This window comes from Lentzea sp. NEAU-D7 (assembly GCF_026242055.1).
Taxonomy (GTDB): Bacteria; Actinomycetota; Actinomycetes; order Mycobacteriales; family Pseudonocardiaceae; genus Lentzea.
Genome location: NZ_JAPJDL010000001.1, coordinates 308,150 through 324,521, shown reverse-complemented (window position 1 = coordinate 324,521; position 16,372 = coordinate 308,150). Strand labels below are relative to the sequence as shown.

At 70.9% G+C, this 16,372-nt stretch carries 14 protein-coding genes; 4 read left to right on the top strand and 10 right to left on the bottom strand.

Annotation, left to right across the window (positions count from 1 at the left end):
- Positions 1 to 60 precede the first annotated feature (60 nt).
- The gene (locus ORI60_RS01495; RefSeq protein WP_266033063.1) at positions 61 to 1,410 is read left to right on the top strand and encodes a cryptochrome/photolyase family protein; all 1,350 of its coding nucleotides are present in this window, start codon (positions 61 to 63) and stop codon (positions 1,408 to 1,410) included.
- Between the two features lie 80 nt (positions 1,411 to 1,490).
- On the opposite strand, the gene ORI60_RS01490 is transcribed toward ORI60_RS01495, so the two are convergent.
- Together ORI60_RS01490 and ORI60_RS01485 are read right to left on the bottom strand one after the other, a co-directional pair.
- Positions 1,491 to 2,834 carry an endo-1,4-beta-xylanase gene (locus ORI60_RS01490; protein ID WP_266033062.1) on the bottom strand — a complete coding sequence of 448 codons (1,344 nt, stop codon included), beginning with the start codon at positions 2,832 to 2,834 and terminating at the stop codon, positions 1,491 to 1,493.
- Positions 2,835 to 3,184: 350 nt separating this feature from the next.
- Positions 3,185 to 3,829, bottom strand: coding sequence for a dihydrofolate reductase family protein (locus ORI60_RS01485; protein ID WP_266033060.1), 645 nt, complete (start codon positions 3,827 to 3,829; stop codon positions 3,185 to 3,187).
- 126 nt (positions 3,830 to 3,955) lie between these two features.
- Between ORI60_RS01485 and ORI60_RS01480 the strand changes: the two genes are divergently transcribed.
- Positions 3,956 to 4,795 carry a nucleotidyltransferase domain-containing protein gene (locus ORI60_RS01480; protein WP_266033059.1) on the top strand — a complete coding sequence of 280 codons (840 nt, stop codon included), beginning with the start codon at positions 3,956 to 3,958 and terminating at the stop codon, positions 4,793 to 4,795.
- A gap of 33 nt (positions 4,796 to 4,828) precedes the next feature.
- Positions 4,829 to 5,563: a PIG-L deacetylase family protein gene (locus ORI60_RS01475; RefSeq protein WP_266033057.1), complete on the top strand. Its 735-nt coding sequence runs from the start codon at positions 4,829 to 4,831 to the stop codon at positions 5,561 to 5,563.
- 563 nt (positions 5,564 to 6,126) lie between these two features.
- Here ORI60_RS01475 and ORI60_RS01470 read toward each other — a convergent pair.
- From ORI60_RS01470 to ORI60_RS01435, 8 genes are all read right to left on the bottom strand, one after another.
- Positions 6,127 to 7,710: a gamma-glutamyltransferase gene (locus ORI60_RS01470; RefSeq protein ID WP_266033054.1), complete on the bottom strand. Its 1,584-nt coding sequence runs from the start codon at positions 7,708 to 7,710 to the stop codon at positions 6,127 to 6,129.
- Positions 7,703 to 8,482 carry a class I SAM-dependent methyltransferase gene (locus ORI60_RS01465; RefSeq protein ID WP_266033051.1) on the bottom strand — a complete coding sequence of 260 codons (780 nt, stop codon included), beginning with the start codon at positions 8,480 to 8,482 and terminating at the stop codon, positions 7,703 to 7,705. Before ORI60_RS01465 ends, ORI60_RS01470 begins: the two co-directional genes overlap by 8 nt.
- Entirely contained in the window at positions 8,479 to 9,333 is an 855-nt protein-coding gene (locus ORI60_RS01460) for a 3-keto-5-aminohexanoate cleavage protein (protein WP_266033050.1), read from the bottom strand. The genes ORI60_RS01465 and ORI60_RS01460 overlap by 4 nt, the downstream gene beginning before the upstream one ends.
- Positions 9,330 to 9,824 carry a putative quinol monooxygenase gene (locus ORI60_RS01455; protein WP_266033048.1) on the bottom strand — a complete coding sequence of 165 codons (495 nt, stop codon included), beginning with the start codon at positions 9,822 to 9,824 and terminating at the stop codon, positions 9,330 to 9,332. Before ORI60_RS01455 ends, ORI60_RS01460 begins: the two co-directional genes overlap by 4 nt.
- Positions 9,821 to 10,432 (bottom strand): GTP cyclohydrolase II, encoded by a 612-nt coding sequence (gene ribA / locus ORI60_RS01450; RefSeq protein ID WP_266033047.1) that lies wholly within the window; start codon positions 10,430 to 10,432, stop codon positions 9,821 to 9,823. Before ribA ends, ORI60_RS01455 begins: the two co-directional genes overlap by 4 nt.
- Positions 10,433 to 10,460: 28 nt before the next feature.
- On the bottom strand, positions 10,461 to 11,633 hold the full coding sequence (locus ORI60_RS01445) for a glycosyltransferase (protein WP_266033044.1): 1,173 nt from the start codon (positions 11,631 to 11,633) through the stop codon (positions 10,461 to 10,463).
- An 11-nt stretch (positions 11,634 to 11,644) separates the two neighbouring features.
- Complete coding sequence (locus ORI60_RS01440; RefSeq protein WP_266033043.1) at positions 11,645 to 12,883, bottom strand: MFS transporter; 1,239 nt, start codon at positions 12,881 to 12,883, stop codon at positions 11,645 to 11,647.
- 396 nt (positions 12,884 to 13,279) lie between these two features.
- Positions 13,280 to 14,281, bottom strand: coding sequence for a ParB/RepB/Spo0J family partition protein (locus ORI60_RS01435; protein WP_266033041.1), 1,002 nt, complete (start codon positions 14,279 to 14,281; stop codon positions 13,280 to 13,282).
- A 440-nt stretch (positions 14,282 to 14,721) separates the two neighbouring features.
- On the opposite strand from ORI60_RS01435, the gene ORI60_RS01430 reads away from it, so the two are divergent.
- The gene (locus ORI60_RS01430) at positions 14,722 to 16,356 is read left to right on the top strand and encodes a GMC family oxidoreductase (RefSeq protein ID WP_266033039.1); all 1,635 of its coding nucleotides are present in this window, start codon (positions 14,722 to 14,724) and stop codon (positions 16,354 to 16,356) included.
- Positions 16,357 to 16,372 lie beyond the last annotated feature (16 nt).

Here is a 16,372-nt window from a genome sequence, read left to right as displayed (position 1 = left end):
TCGGTCCACGAACGCGTGACATCGCGGTTGCCGGACCGGGGCGCCGGGTATCGCTCACCGGTGACGACGTCGATCGCCCTCTTCACCCGTGACCTGCGGGTCCACGACAACCCGGTGCTGCACGCCGCGGCCGCGGCGGACCGGTGCGTCCCGCTGTTCGTGCTCGACGACGCGATCGTCACGTCGGCGTTCTTCAACGCCAACCGCGCCGCGTTCCTGTCCGACTGCCTGGCCGACCTGGACCGGTCGCTGCGGGCGTGCGGCGACAAACTTGTGGTGCGCAAGGGAAAACTCGCCGACGAGGTCGCCAGGGTCGTCCGGGACCACGACGTCACCGAGATCCACGTCGCCGCCGACGTCAGCAGGTACGCCCGCCGCCGGGAGGAGGCCCTGGAGGCGCTGGGCGTGGACCTGCACGTGCACGACGCGTCGATCAACGCCGTGCCGCCGCTGTCCCTCACCCCGTCCGGCGGTGGCGACCACTTCGCGGTGTTCACCCCGTACTTCCGCAAGTGGGAGACCGTGCACCGCCGCGGTGTCCTGCGCGCGCCGCGGCGGCTGACCGTGCCCGAGATCAGCGGTGAGCCACCAGGCAGGCTCCACGACGGCACCCCGTCGCCGGACCTGGCCGCAGGCGGCGAGACCACCGGTCGAGAGCTGATGGCGAAGTGGGTGCGCACCGGCGTGGACGACTACGCCGACCTGCACGACGCACTGGCCGACGACGCCACCTCGCACCTGTCACCGCACCTGCACTTCGGCACGGTGTCGGTGACCGAGCTGCTGGACCGCGCCGGCACCGCGTCCGAAGGTGCCCGCGCGTACACCCGCCAGCTCGCGTGGCGCGACTTCCACCACCAGGTGCTGGCCGCCCGCCCCGAGTCGGCCACCAGGGACTACCGCACCCGGCACGACCGCTGGAGGCGCTCGGACCGCGACTTCGCGGCGTGGCGGGACGGCCGCACCGGCTATCCGATCGTGGACGCGGCGATGCGCCAGCTCGTCCAGGAGGGCTGGATGCACAACCGGGCCCGCCTGATCGCGGCGAGCTTCCTGTGCAAGACCCTGTACCTGGACTGGCGGCTGGGTGCCCAGCACTTCGTCGACCTGCTGGTGGACTGCGACCTGGCGAACAACCAGATGAACTGGCAGTGGGTGGCCGGCACGGGCACCGACACCCGCCCGAACCGCGTGCACAACCCGTTGGCTCAGGCTCACCGGTACGACCCGGACGGCACCTACGTCCGGCGCTACCTGCCCGAACTGGCCGCGCTGGCCCCGAAGCACGTCCACGAGCCGTGGACGCTGCCCGACGAGGAACGCAAGGCGCTCGACTACCCGCCGCCCGTCGTGGACCTGCGCGAAGCGGCGGACAGGTTCGCCGCGGCGCGTTCCCGGAAGAAGTCCTGAACGGCCTGCCTGCCTGGAAAGGCGACCGGCACGGGCCCGCTCGCGATGGGCCCGTGCCGGCGCGTTCTCCGGAGCCGTCGTCAGGCGACGCGGCAGGAGACGGCGGGCCAGTTCCAGTTACCGCCGTGCATGATCGTGAAGCCGAACGTGTTGCCGCTGCCGTTGGGGCGTGCGGTCATCACGTTCGCGGAGTCCCAGCTGGCACTCGTGTTCCAGGTGGCGATGATCCGCTGGGGTGAGCTGACGGTGACCGTGACGATCCAGTTGTCCGTGCCCGAGACGGTGACCTGGCCGTTGAAGCGGTCGTTCCACTTCTCGCCCTCGGAGTACGTCGCGGTGCAACCCCCGCCGCCGGGGTTGGACGTCGTGGTCGTGGTGCTGGTGGGCGGCGTGGTGGTGCCCGTGCCCGCGTTCAGGGCGTTGAGCACCGAGGTGTAGGCCGCCTTCTTGTTGCCGCTGCCGTCGAACAGCAGCGGGGTGCCCGAAGCACGCCAGGAGTCGGTGTCGCGGATGCCCCACACGGTGATGCCGGTGCACCGCGCCACGGCGAGGCAGGCCTGGGTGACTCCCGAGTACTGCTGGGCCTGCGTGCTGCCCGAGCCCTCGATGTCGAGCTCGGTGATCTGCACGTCCACGCCGAGGGCGGCGAAGTTCTGCAGGGTGGTGTGGTAGTTGGACGGCACCGGGTTGCCGCTGTTGAAGTGCGCCTGGAAGCCGACGCAGTCGATCGGCACACCGCGGGACTTGAAGTCCTGCACCATCCGGTAGACGCCCTGCGTCTTGGCGTGCGACCAGTTGTCGGTGTTGTAGTCGTTGTAGCAGAGCTTCGCGCCGGGGTCGGCCGCCCGCGCCGCGCGGAAGGCGGCCTCGATCCAGTCGTTGCCGGTGCGCTGCAGGTTGGAGTCGCGGCGTCCGCCGCTGCTGCCGTCGGCGAAGGCCTCGTTCACCACGTCCCAGGCGTAGATCTTGCCCCGGTAGTAGCTCGCGACCTGCGTGACGTGGTTGAGCATCGCGTTGCGCAGCGCCGTGCCGGACATGTTCTGCATCCAGCCGGGCTGCTGCGAGTGCCACGCCAGCGCGTGCCCGCGGATCCGCTTGCCCTGGTTGCGCGCCTGGTTGACGATCCGGTCCGCGTTGCCGTAGCTGAACTGCCCCTGGTTCGGCTCAGTGGCGTCCATCTTCATCTCGTTCTCGGCCGTGACCATGTCGAACTCGCGGTTCAGGATCCCGACGTAGGTCGAGTCCCCGAGCTTGTTCGCGGCCACGGCCGTGCCGAAGTAGCGACCGCTCTGCTGGGCCGCCGCGGCGAGAGTGGAGGCGGCGCCACTGGCGGGTGACGCCGCGAGGACTGCGGCCCCCACGGTGGCGAGGACGAGGGTGGACACGAGGGACACCCGTGCGACTGACTTCACTGTCAGCGTCATGTTCGGCGCTTTCTGAGAAGCACTCGCGAGAACGCGAGTGGAATGGGTCGAGCGGTGCGGACTGCGCCATGTCCGCGTCACTCGATCTGAAACGCTGACAGTATTAGCCGAGGTCGTTCGACCTAACAAGGCGCGCTTCTCCGCTCGCCGCGGCAGCAGGGCTGACCTGGAAGATCATCCTCGGGAAGAGTGCCGTCTTTTCGAATGCCCGTCGAACGCGCAGGTGGGACCGCGTGTTCGACGGGGCCGAATTCGGCGTGATTTCGCACGTTCTGCACGAGGTTTCGCGCGTAATTGTGTGAAAGTTTCGAAACAAGTTTCGAAAACCTGGGGCCCTGGTGGCCTGGGGATCACTTCCGCCAGAACAGGTGGTGGGTGACGCCGCTCGGGCTGGGCACGACGTCGAGGTGGAACCGGTCGAGCAGCTCGTCGGGCGACTTCCACAGCGGCACGCCGTGCCCGAGCTCGACCGGGACGACCGCGACGTGCAGGGTGTCGACGAGGTCGGCGTCGAGGAACGACCGGATCGTGGTGGCACCGCCGCCGATCCGGACGTCCTTGCCCTCCGCGGCCTCCTTCGCGAGTGCGAGGACGTCGGCCGGGTCCGCGTTCACGAAGTGGAACGTCGTGTCGGACAGGGTGAACGACGGCCGTTCGTGGTGGGTCAGGACGAAGACCGGCGTGTGGAACGGCGGTTCGTCGCCCCACCAGCCCTGCCAGTCGTGGTTCTGCCACGGGCCGCGGTGCGGGCTGAACTTGTGGGCGCCCATGATCTCCGCGCCGATGTTGTGCCCGAAGTCGCGGGTGAGGTGGTCGTCGAGGCCGCGGCTGCCACCGGGTTCGGTGCGGTTGGGCCAGCTCGCGGTGGCACCGGCCCACGCGAACATCGTGCCGGGATCAGCGTGGCCGAACGGCCGTTCGAGGGTCTGGTCCTCGCCGGCACCGAACCCGTCGCTCGACACTACGAAGTTCTGGACCTTCACCAGCTGGGTCATGGGGCTTCCTTCCGTTCCTGGGTCGACGGGTGGACCGCGGCGGACGCGGGAACTCATCGGTCCAGCCGGAAAAGCGTGTCACAGGTTCGGAGTAGCCTCGTCCCATATGCAACCTGGGGGGTGTGCATGGACGACGCCGACCTGCGGCGTGTTCTGGACCGGATCCGCGACGGTCTCGCGGGGGTGCCGGGAACAGCCGGCCTGGTACTGGGCGGATCGCGCGCCAGGGGTACGGCCCGCGCGAACTCGGACGTCGACGTGGGCCTGTACTACGAGCCCGGCCGACGCCCGGACTTCGATACCCTGCTCGGGGTCGTGGCGGACCTGGACGACCGCGGTGCCGTGGACGGCTTCGGCCGGTACGGCGAGTGGGGGCCGTGGATCAACGGCGGCGTGTGGTCGCGCATGGCGGGCACGAAGGTCGACATCCTGCTGCGCGACGTCGCCAAGACCCGTCAGGTGCTCGCCGACTGCGCCGCCGGGCGGATCGACATCCATTACCAGCCCGGTCATCCGCACGGCTTCTGCACCGCGATCTACGCGGGGGAGGTGTTCCAGAACGTGCCGTTCCACGACCCGGACGGCGTGCTGGCCGAGCTGCGCGGCCTGGTCGACCCGTACCCCGAGCGGTTGCGCACCGCGGTGGTCGAGAGGTTCGGCTGGGAGGCGGGCTTCTCGTTGTCCACCGCGAAGTCCGCGGCCGAGCGCGGCGACGTCGCGTACGTGACGGGCTGTGCGTTCCGGACCGTCTCGTGCCTGACGCAGGTCGTCTTCGCCGCCGAACGGAGGTACCTCACCAACGAGAAGGGCTCGGTCGCCCTGGTGTCCGGATTCGCGTCGGCGCCCGCGGGATACGCCGAGCGGGTCGCGGACGCGCTGACGGCCGTGACGCACTCGCCGCAGGACCTGGTCTCGGCCTTGGAACAGTTGTCCGCACTGCACGACGACGTGCTCGCAGGTGTGTGAACCGCCGACAAGCACCACTACCGTGGGAAGGCCATGGAACACAAAGCATTCGTGTTGTCCGCGCACCTCGACGACGCCGTCCTCTCGGCGTCGGCCAGGCTGATGCGCCCGGGAACCACGCTGGTGACGGTCTTCACCGGCATGCCGCCCGACGGGATCCCGCCCACGTACTGGGACCGCCTCACCCGCGCGGAGTCGCCCCGGCAGCGGCAGCTCGACCGGCTGGCCGAGGACGACGAGGCACGCGGAGTCCTCGGCTGCGACACGGTGCGCCTCGACGAGCTGGAGGAGCAGTACCGGTCCGGCCCGGTGGACGCCGAACGACTGTCCGCGCGCATTGGCGAGGTGTTCGAGCACGCGGACGAGGTCTGGATCCCTGCCGGGATCGGCGGCCACACCGACCACCTCGCCGCCCGCGACGCCGCGCTCACGGCGGTGCGGGCCTTGCCGGAACGCCCTGAGGTCCACCTCTACGCCGACATCCCCTATGCACTCTGGCACGGCTGGCCGTGCTGGGTGACCGGTGCGGAACCCGACCCGTACCTGGACGTCGACGCCTGGCTCGACGGAGAGCTGAGCTACCGCGGCCTGGACCCGGACCGGATGGTCCGGGAGGTGAACGCGCTGCCGCCGCAGGCCCGTGCCCTCAAGGAGAAGGCGGTGGCCGCGTACCGCTCGCAGCTGCCCGCGCTGTCGCTCGACGGCTCGAACCCCCTGCGTCTGCGGAACGCGCTCAGTCACGAGGTCTCCTGGCTCCTGCGGCCCTGAGGCTGCGGTATGTCCGAAGTGGATGGCGTTGGAAGGCGGCTCACCACCCGGCGGTGAGTCTCTCCTGTCTGTCGTTGTCGAGTCCGTAGACCGACTCGGTGGCCGCGTGCCGCTGGCTGCTGTCCGCGCTGTCGCTCGACGGCTCGAACCCCCTGCGTCTGCGGAACGCGCTCAGCCACGAGGCACTCCTGCCTCCGCCTGCCCTGATGCCACAAGGAGTCGTAAGGGCCGCTGAAGGCGGCTTACCACCCGGCGGTGAGTCTCTCCTGTCTGTCGTTGTCGAGTCCGTAGACCGACTCGGTGGCCGCGTACCGCTGGCGGCTGCCCCCGCTGTCGCTCGACGGCTCGAAAACCCGGCGTCTGCGGAACGCGCTCAGGCGCGAGGTCTCTCCTGCCTGCCGTTGTCGGGCTCGTAGACCGACTTGGTGGCCGCGTGCCGCTGGCTGCTGTCCGCGCTGTCGCTCGGCGGCTCGAACCCCCTGCTTCTGCGGAACGCGCTCAGTCACGCGATCTCCTGGCTCCAGCCCTGACAAAAGTCCCAAGTGGACAATCTCGGAACGGGCTCACCATCCCGCGGTGAGTCCCTCCTGCCTGCCGTCGTCGAGCCCGTAGACCGACTCCGCGTGCCGTCCCAGCACCCGCAGCACCCCGCCGACGCTGGTGCGCACCCGCAGCGCGTGGCCCGCGCCGCTGAGCCACTCCTGGACGTCCGCCGGCATCGACGAGTCGACCTGCAGGTGCGGCGGCACACCGGCCTCGGTCTTGTCCGCGCCGGGCAGGTAAGTCCACCGTGGACGGTTCAGCGCCACCAGCGGGCTCACCCCGTCGACGAGCAGCGCGGCGAGCACCTGGGTGTTCCACTGGCACTGGCCGTCGCCACCGGGGGTGCCGCCGAGCCAGCGGACCCCGTCGGCGTCGGCGGCGCTCCAGGCGAAGATGGTGTTGACCGGGCGCCTGCCGGGGGAGACGCCGTTCGGTTCGCCGGGGGAGAGGGTGGCGCTGCGCCCCAGCCTGTTGCACAGCAGCAGACCGAGCTCGCCGGCACCGACGCCGGCTCCGAACCCGAGCCCGAGGCTCTGCGTCCAGCTCACGCTGTTGCCCGCCTCGTCGAGGACGGCGAAGTGCGTGGTGTCGCCGTCGGTGTAGTGCCCGGCGTACCGGGTGGCGCTGCGCTTGTCCGGGTCGACCTCGCCCGCCAGGTCCGCGAGCACGGCCTCCGCCAGCGGGTCTGCCGGCGGCGTGCACGCCGGGTCGCCCAGGTGCGCGATCCGCCACGCGTACGTCTGGTGGACGATCTCCGAGAGGAGGTGCACGTTCGCCGCGGAGTCGGCACCGCCGTGCTCCCGCAGCCGTTCGTAGAGCGCGAGGTTCTGCAACAGCAGCGCCCCTTGCGTCGGCGCGGGGTTCGTGGCCACCTGGGCTCCGGCCACCGTCGTGGTCGCGGCGGGCACGACCTCCCCGATCCGGACCGCGCAGTCGCCCGGCGCGAAGAAGCCGCCCAGCCGCTCGCTGAGCCTGGTCACGCTCGCGTCGAGCTCGGCCTCCAGCTCGTCCACCGACTTCGCCAGCAGCCGGTACAGCGCGGCCAGCCCCGGATTGCGCAGCCGGCCGCCCACGGCGGAGGTGTGCGGGCCGTACAGGCCCGCGAACTCCGGCTGGCTCAGCACCGCCAGGTTGTCCTGGATCCAGCGCGCCGTCTGCGTGGTGACCGGGGTGCCCCGCTCGGCCAGGTCGACGGCCGGGGCGAGCAGCCGGGACCACGGCAGCGTGCCGTGCCGTTCGTGCAGGGCGCACCAGGCGCCCAGCAGACCCGGTGTGGTGGCCGACTCGATGCCCCGGCCGGGCACGGTCCGGTGACCGCGGGCGGCGAAGTTCGCCGCGGTGGCGTGGGCGGGCGCCCGGCCCAGGCCGGTCAGCGACCAGGCCTGGGCCGAACCCGCGAGGTGGAACACCGCCGCCGCGTCACCGGCGGGACCGGACGCCATCGGCATCGCCACCGTGAGCACCGCCGACGCCGTGATGGCGGCGTCGAACGCCGTGCCACCGTCGCGGAGCACGTCCAGCGCGGCCAGCGTCGCGGCCGAGCTGCCGGTGGACACCATCGCCCGCGTTCCCCACTGCTGGCGGTCGCGCAACACGTCACGCATGCGGTTCCTTGCGCAGCCGCAGGAACACGCTGGCGTGCACCAGCTCCACCTCCCCGTCCCCGAGCACCGAGCACAGCGCTCCGACCGCGTCCCGCACGGACGCCTGCGCCGCCGTCCACGGCCCGCCGCTGGCGACCCACCAGCGCGCGCGGACCTCCGCCGGGACGGACGTGGTGCGTTCCAGCACGAAGGAGTCCTCGACCTCGAACCCCGCGCCGCGCGCCAGTTCCTCGGCCTGCGCCACCGTCAGCCTGCGCGCCTCGAACGGGTCCGGCTCGGACAACCCGGTCAGGCGGGTCAGCGCGGCCTGCGACTGCTCGGCGAACCGGTCCGTCGCCGCGGTGCGGCCCGCCGTCGCCGCGCAGACCAGGCCACCGTCGGCCAGCAACGCGTTCATCGTGGCGAACACGTCGGGGTAGCGCGGGTGCATCCAGTGCAGCGCGGCGTTGGAGAACACCGCGTCATAGCGCTGGTCCACCGCCACGTCGGGGAAAGCTCCCCGCGTGAAGCGAACCCGGTCCGGCCAGTTCTTCTGCGCGGCCACCGCCAGCATGTCGGCCGACACGTCCACCGCGTCGATGCGCGCGGAGGGCATCCGGTGCACCAGCGCCTCGGTGAGGGCGCCGGTGCCGCAGCCGATCTCGTACACGCGGCGCGGTTCGGCCGGCCGTGGGTGCAGCCCGGCGACCAGCTCCGCGTTGCGGAACTGGATGCGCCGGGCCAGCACGTCGTAGTCGGCCGCGCTGTTCCAGCGGTGGGCGGTGACCGTCACGTGCGCACCATCTGCGGCAGGCCGATGATCTCGCGGACCTGCTGGGGCGTCGCGGGCTCGCGGCCCATCTCCCGGGCGATGCGCACGATGCGCTCCACCAGGCGCGGGTTCGTGGTCGGTTCCTTGGTCTTCCAGTCCAGGTACGGGTTGTCCTCCAGACCGACCCGGACGTGACCACCGAGGCTCAGCGCCAGCGTGTTCGCGGCGAGCTGGAACCGGCCGATGCCCGCGAACGCCCACGTGGACGGCTGCGGCAGCGAGCTGAGGACGGCGGCGGCGTTGGCCGCGCTGACCTCGGCGGTGCCGATGGAGCCGAACAGGATGTTGAGGTAGTACGGCGGCTTGAGGATGCCGCGGGAGATCAGGTAGTTGGCGTAGTTGACCATGCCGATGTCGAAGATCTCCAGTTCCGGCACGATGTCGCGTTCCTGCATCGCCCGCGCCAGGCCCTCGATCGTCTCGGGCGAGTTCACCGACGGTCCGGACACGAAGTTCATCGACCCCAGTGTCAGCGAGGCCATCTCCGGGCGGGCCAGGTTGTCCACCGTCAGCGACGCGGCGCGCTTGTCGAGCTCCGACCAGTTGCGGCCGCTGGTGGTGACGACCAGGACGATGTCCGGCGTCAGCGTCACCACCGCGTCCACGATGTCGGTGAAGCGCTGCGCGCTCCAGGTGGGTTCCTCGTCGTCCTCCCTGGCGTGCAGGTGGACCATGCCGGCGCCCGCTTCATAACAACGGCGGACGTCCTTGGCGATCTCGTCGGGCGTGATCGGGACGTCCGGGACCTTCGCCCGGCGCGGCACCATCCCGGTGGGACACAGGTTGATGATGACCTGATCGGGAAGACTCATACCCCTCGCCTCTCCTCGGTCGCGGGCGACCGCCACACCCCGGTCCACTGTCCGGGTGCGGGCGACGGCCCGGCGGGTCGGCAGCGCAGTGCGGCGCCACCGTCGATGTCGATCAGTTCGTGGCCGCCCGCAGCGGCGTCGCCCGCGTCGAGCACCACGGCGTGCTCCGGTGCCAGGTCGCGCTCGGCGGCTGGCTCCCAGCGATAGCGCCGGACGTCGGGATCTCTGCGCCACAACGGTTTCGCGGACTCCCAGAACGCGGTCAGCGCGGGCGGGGGAGCGGCCCAGACCGCCTCCCGGTCGGCGAAGTCCCGCCACAGCCAGTACACGCACAGCTCGGTCTCGTCGTCCGGCCGCACCAGCACCTGGTACCTGAGCAGGCCGGGCACGTGCAGCGACCGGCCCAGCGCGACGTTGAGCCGCACCAGTTCCGCGCCCTCACCGGGGCGCGCGAACTGCCTGCCCAGCACCGCCACCGCGGTGCCGCTCATCCGGCCCGCCCGCCGCCGGCCGAGTCGAGGTGGCCCATGAGGACGTCCTTGACCCTCAGGTACTCGGAGTTGTGCGCGCTGACGAACCCGCCGTGCGGCACCCGCTCCACCGTCAGACCGGCGTTGACGAGCGCCTCGATCTTGCGCGGGTTGTTCGTCGCGAGGCGCAGGCTCGACACACCGAGCTGGCGCAACGCCTCCGCCGCGGCGCGGTAGTCGCGGGCGTCGGCGGGCAGCCCGAGGTGGACGTTCGCCGCGACCGTGTCCATCCCCTGTTCCTGCAGGGCGTAGGCCTTGATCTTGTTGACCAGGCCGATGCCCCTGCCCTCGTGCCGGGGCAGGTACAGCAGGATGCCGTGTTGCTCCTTCGCCAGCAGACGCACGGCGGTGTCGAGCTGGGGCCCGCAGTCGCAGCGCAGCGAGGCCAGGACGTCACCGGTGAAGCAGGCGCTGTGCATGCGCACGAACGGCCGCAGGCTCGTCTCCGGGCCTCCCCGCACGAGCGCGATGACGTCCTCGCGGCCTTCGTCGTCGCCGAAGACGTGCAAGGTGAAGTCGCCGTAGGACGTCGGCAGCTCGCAACTGGCGAGCAACGTCGTTGTCAGCACTTGATGTCTCCCCCTACTAACGTGCCGGTCAGTCGCGATAGCGGTCGATGCGCCCGATCGGCTCCTCCGGCTGCCACGACAGCAGCGGGATGTGGGCGTTGACGGTCTGGCCGTTGTTCAGCAAGGCCGACGACGGGTGGTACAGGTGCAGCATGGTGTCGTCGTACTGGTCGAACGCCGTCGCCAGCTGCACCCTCAACACGAAGTCGAGGTCCTCGCGTCCCCATCCCTCGAACCGTTCGTCCATGCCCCCCGCCGCGTCGAACACGTCCCGGCGCAACCAGACGCACAGGCCGGGCGCCCGGTGGACCAGGAAGCCGCGCAACCGGTCCGGGTCCGCCTCGGCCCTGCCCTCCACGCAGCGGTCCGCGATCGCGCGCACCGACGCCGGCTGGTCCACGTACGTCACGTCCCGGAACGGCATGAACCCGCCGGCGCCGTCCCGGTCGAAGCGGGCCACGTTGCGTTCGACGAAGTTCCTGTCCACCAGGGCGTCCGCGTCCAGCACGCAGAGGACCGGAGCCGGTCGCGCGGTGTTGACCACGCCGGCGTTCACCGCCCAGCACTTGTTGAACGGCCCGCCGTGCGGCGCGAAGAGGTGCTCGTCGGCGTAGTTCTCCACCAGGTCGCGCCACCGCGGCTCGTCGTCCGACTCGACGACCGTGACCTGGTAGCTCGACCGGTCGGCGCTCTGGTCCGCCAGGGACCTCAGGCAGGCGGCCAGGTTCCTGGTCCGGTGCTCGTTCCCGTCGCGGTTGCGGAACGGGATCACCACGTGAGCCAGCGGTTCGCCCGATCCGGAGGGCTTGGCGGCCTCCCACCGCGACCAGTCGCCGTCCTCCGTCGCCGTCCGGTCGTAGGCGCCGCCGACGCGGTAGCCCAGCCTCGACCGGCGCGACAGGTCCCACGCGGCCCGGGTCAGGTCCTCGGTCTTGCGGGCCGGGTCGTCCACGGCGGCCTTCGCCAGCTCGCGGACGCGCTGCCAGCGGGCGACATCGGCCGGATCGGCCTCGAGCGCCTCGATCGCCGCGGACAGTTCCGCGTCGCCGCACGACACGACCGCGTCCGCCACGGCGGCGAGCAGGTCCTGGATGCGGTGCCAGTAGTAGGGGTTCGCGCCTCGCGCCCCTTCGTCCGCCTTCAACACGGCGGCGTCGGCGACGGCACGGGCCGGGGTGTCGGAGTCTGCCGGCGGAGTCATGTGTCCTCTTCTCATGCGGGTGCGGAGTGCCGCGCGGTCTTCTCGCGCGGCGGTGTCTTCTCGTCGATCTCGGCGGGGAACCGCCGGCGCAGCAGGAACAGCACGATCGCGGCCCCGCCCGTGAAGGCGGCGAACACCTCCCACACGGCCAGGGCCGACGTGGCGAGCAGGGCTCCCGCGATCGCGGGCCCGCTGATGTTCGAGATCGACCAGGACATCTGGAACACCGCGACGTACCGCCCGCGCCACGCGGGTGGCGCGGCCGCGACGGAGAGACTGCTGGCGGCCGGGCCGGCGGCGGTCTCGCCGAGCGCGAGGAACACCACCCCGCCGAACACCAGCGCCACCGCGACCGCGGTGCCGGTCACCGCCGACGCGCAGGCCAGCAGGACGATGGCGACGAGGAAGAACCCGGCTCCGACGATCGCGGTCGTGGTCCGGCGCAGCACGCCGAGCCGCGCGGTGACCAGCGACTGCAGCACCGCGGCCAGCACCATCTTCACCGTCAGCGCCGACGCGGCCACCCACACCGGGAGCACCGTGTACCTGGCCACGTACAGCGGCAGCACCAGCGACGGGATCAGCCAGCCGAACGTGAGCAGCGTGTTCGCGAACGCCAGCTGCAGGTACCTGCCGTCGCGCAGCAGGGCGGGCCAGCCACCCCGGGGCACCGCGGTGCGCGCGGTCCGCCCTCCGCGCACGGACAGGAACAGCGCACCGGCGACGAGCGACGACGCGATGTTCAGCGCGAGCATGACCCGCAGCCCGTCCGTGCCACCGGTCGCCAGTGCGGCGGCACCGAGCGCGCCACCCGCGGCGAGACTCGCGCTCTTGACCATGTTGACCGTGGAGTACCAGCGGTCGAGCCCCTCCTCGCCGACCTGCTCGCCGACGAACACCGGCCACGTGGCCCAGTACATCCGGTCGGAGAGCGTCACCAGCGCGACCCCGCACACCAGCACGCCCAGCCCGGTGACGTGGAAGTAGAACGAGAACCCGGCCGCCGCCACCACCGTCTGCGCGACCAGCACCCGCTGCGCGCCGAACCGGTCCACGAGCTGGCCGATCAGCGGGGTGACCGGGAGGCCGACCAGGCTCGCCGCGGTGATGACGAGGCCGAGCCGCGCGAGCGGCACGTCGGTGGTCTCCGAGAGGTAGAGGAAGGTGAGCGGGAAGAACGCGCCCGCGCCGACCGTGTCGACCAGGACCGCGACGAACAGCCGGTTGCGGCCGGCCGGGGCAGTGGTCACCGGCTCGCCACATCCGATCTACAAAGGACAGATGACGACAACAAGTCTCGTACCCCCCAGCACGGTCTTCCGGACGTCTCTGCGGTCGTCCCCGTTCATGTATAGCACCAAAGGCGATCGCGGTGGATGTGGCGGTAGGGGAATCGGCTTTTGCAGCGCTCTGTGACGAAACCGGATTCTCGCTGGCCTTTCGAGTGAACTTCCGCGCGGCAGATGACGTTGGAAACCGGAAACTTTACCGGTTCTCCGAAGACTATTTCGCCACCGGTGAGGGCTGCGTGCTCCCTGACGCAACGGCTCCTAAGTGGACAGTTTTGACCCGGAAAGTGCACAAGCTCAGGCAAGTCCACTTGGGACTGATCTTGGGGCGCGGTCGCGGGGACGGTGCCCCGGTGCTCAGAGCGCTGTCGAGGCGCCCGGGCCGCGGCGGGAGCGCTCCTCCAGCTTCCGGGCGAACAGCGCCCAGGACTCGGCGCAGTGGTGGGCCGCCTCGGCCAGCGCGCCGACGGCGTGCGCGGGTACCGCGTCGGTGTAGCGCTGCCACTGCTCGGGGCTGAAGGTGCCCACGTCGAGCGCTCGCAGGACGCCGCGGCCCGCCTCGGTGAACCTCATCGACGGATCGCGCCTGAGCGGGCCCAGGTCCTGCGCGGGACGCGGCTCATCGGCCGGGATCGGAGCCTCGGCGCGTTCGGCCAGCCGCTGCCGCGCGGGCACCGGGTCGGCGCCGTCGAGCAGGCGGCGACGCACGTCGCGCACCGTGCCGACGGAGACGTTGGTCCGCCGCGCGACCTCCCTCAGGCTCGTGCCGGGCTGGGAGACCAGCAGCTTCCCCGCCTGGCGGCGCCCCTCCGCCGTGGTGAGCGGCCGCACCCTGCCGTCGCGGCCGATCCTGGCGGGCGCGCCTCCCGCGGGTACCGCCCGGCGCAGCACCCCCACGGTCTTGGCCGACAGGCCGACGACGGCGGCGATCGCGCGGTCCGACCACGTGCCGTGCGTGGCGATGATCCGCCGGGCCGCCGCGTTGCGGTCGGCCTGGCCCAGCGGCAGGCCGTCCGCGGAGTTGAGCCGCACCGCCAGCAGGAACGCCTCGTCGGCGGTCCCGTCGAAGAACAGCACGTCGATCGTCCGCTCGCCGCGCGACCGCGCGGCGAGCAGCCGGTGCAGCCCGTCCACGACCCTCATCGTCGGACGGTGCACGACGATCGCGGGCAACGGGCCGTCCGCCTCGGCCAGCGCGCGCACGTGCCCGGGATCCTCCCCGGCCACCCGAGGCGAGTCGCCGGTGACCAGCGCGTCGATCGGCACCCGGCCGGGCGCGCATCGCGCCAGGTACCGGTCGACGTCCGTGGCACTTCCTTCCCCCGCGGCCCCGTCGGACGGGGCCACCCCTTCGATCACGATCTCCCCCACGAGATTCGCTGAACACGCCCCCACGTCGCACCGAGCGCCACTCCCCACAGCGACGACATGGTGACTTTCGGTGAGTCGACCGTAACAAGATGATCTGTCGTCGGGCAACGTCGTCACCCGCTCGCCGAGACCGGTTTTCCGCACTCCCGGTTCTTCGCGTTCCTGATTCCTCCGCTTCGGGCATTGCATTCCTGATTTTGAGGGATATCGCGTGTGAAGCGCGCGAAGATGGCAGTCCTCTGCCGGACTTGTCAACGATTCGCTTCACAGTTGCACGCGATTCGACCGAATGCCTTCCGAAGTCTGATTCACGGGCTCTGCTGGTCATTTGCGCAGTTCAGAGCTATTGGTGAATCTTCTTGCCAGTGTTGGCCGATGCGGGTAGTACTGGAATGCATCCATTGGAGGAAAGGGCTTCGATGTCCAGAGTGGAACGGAACAACTTGCGAGATCCGGACGAGATCGCTCGCCAGGTGCAGGACGGAACTCTCACTCGACGGAACCTGCTCAAGTTGTTCGGCGTGTCCGCGGCGTCGGTCGCGTTCACCTCGGCCGCCACGGGAACGGCGGGGGCGGAGGGGGTCCGCTACGACTACGTCGTCGTGGGCGCCGGCTCGGCCGGGTGCACGCTGGCAGCACGGCTGCTGGCGGACTCGCGCGCGAGCGTGCTGCTGATCGAGGCGGGCGGTTCGAACGACCTGCCGGAGGTGCGGGACTTCACGAAGGCCGGCTCGCTGACCTCGCCGGGTTCGAGGCTCATCTGGCCCTTCCAGTCCGAGCCGCAGCCCGCGCTGCTGAACCAGCCGCAGTCGTTCGTGTGCGGGAAACTCAGCGGCGGCAGCAGTTCGGTGAACGGCATGGTGTGGGCGAGGGGCAACCCGGCCGACTACGACCACTGGGCCGCCCAGGGCGCGACCGGCTGGAACTACGCGAACGTGCGCTCGTCGCTGGACGCGCTGACCGGCCCGATCAAGCCGTCGAGCGAGTTGACGCGGCGCAACCTGCTCTCGCAGGCCACGGTGAACGCGGCCGTCGACGTGGGCTACGCCTACAACCCGGACTACAACGGCGCGACGCAGTTCGGTGTCGGCTACACGCAGCTCAACGTGGTGAACCAGATCCGCCAGGACGCGTTCACCGCGTTCCTGACGCCCTACCTCACCGACCCGCGCCTGACGATCATGACGGACGCGGAGGTCGCGCGGCTGACGTTCGACAGCCGCAGGGCCGTGACCGGTGTCGTGATCAGGGCGGGCGACCGCCAGTTCACGGTCCGGGCCGAGTGCGAGGTCGTGCTCAGCACGGGCACGATCAACACGCCCCGGCTGCTGCAGCTGTCCGGCGTCGGCGCGGCGCGCGATCTGGCGCCCCTCGGCATCCCGGTCGTCGCGGACCTGCCCGGGGTCGGCGCCGGCCTGCACGACCACCTGATCTCGGTGACGTTGAAGAAGCTGCGGGTGCCGGAGCCCGAGTCGCACATCACCGCGATGGACGTCACCGCGTTCACCGGCAGGGGACGGGTGCCGGGAACACCCGCGTACCAGTTCCAGGTCTACTACACGCGGGACGGGTACCCGCCCTATCCGGGCAACTCGATGTCGGTCGGGGTGATCAACTTGCACCCGACCAGCCGGGGCCACGTGAAGCTGCGGTCGGCTGATCCCGCCGTGCCGCCGGTCATCCAGCCGAACTTCCTGCAGACCCCGGAGGACCTCGACACCCAGGTGGAGGGCTACCGGCTGGCGATGGAGCTGATCAACTCGCGGGGCCTGCGCGACTGGGTGACCGACGAGGGCTCCCTGCCGGGACCGGGTTACGACACCAGGGAGAAGCTGGTCGAAGCGGTGCGCACCTACTCCCAGGCCGACTTCCACGCCGTCGGGACGTGCCGCGTGGGCACCGACTCGAACGCCGTCGTGGACCCGCAGCTGCGAGTGCGCGGTGTCACCGGGCTGCGGCTCGCCAGTGCCGCGATCATGCCCAGCGTGACGTCCGGCAACACCAACGCGCCGTCGATGATGATCGGCGACCGCTGCGGGCGGCTGATCCTGGGCCGTTCCTGACGACACGACCGAGGAC

Bases quoted from the DNA above. Each gene is read 5' to 3' on its own strand.
- ORI60_RS01490 (WP_266033062.1), bottom strand. From the start codon at position 2,834: ATGACGCTGACAGTGAAGTCAGTCGCACGGGTGTCCCTCGTGTCCACC.
- ORI60_RS01485 (WP_266033060.1), bottom strand. From the start codon at position 3,829: ATGACCCAGCTGGTGAAGGTCCAGAACTTCGTAGTGTCGAGCGACGGG.
- ORI60_RS01480 (WP_266033059.1), top strand. From the start codon at position 3,956: ATGGACGACGCCGACCTGCGGCGTGTTCTGGACCGGATCCGCGACGGT.
- ORI60_RS01475 (WP_266033057.1), top strand. From the start codon at position 4,829: ATGGAACACAAAGCATTCGTGTTGTCCGCGCACCTCGACGACGCCGTC.
- ORI60_RS01470 (WP_266033054.1), bottom strand. From the start codon at position 7,710: ATGCGTGACGTGTTGCGCGACCGCCAGCAGTGGGGAACGCGGGCGATG.
- ORI60_RS01460 (WP_266033050.1), bottom strand. From the start codon at position 9,333: ATGAGTCTTCCCGATCAGGTCATCATCAACCTGTGTCCCACCGGGATG.
- ORI60_RS01455 (WP_266033048.1), bottom strand. From the start codon at position 9,824: ATGAGCGGCACCGCGGTGGCGGTGCTGGGCAGGCAGTTCGCGCGCCCC.
- ORI60_RS01445 (WP_266033044.1), bottom strand. From the start codon at position 11,633: ATGACTCCGCCGGCAGACTCCGACACCCCGGCCCGTGCCGTCGCCGAC.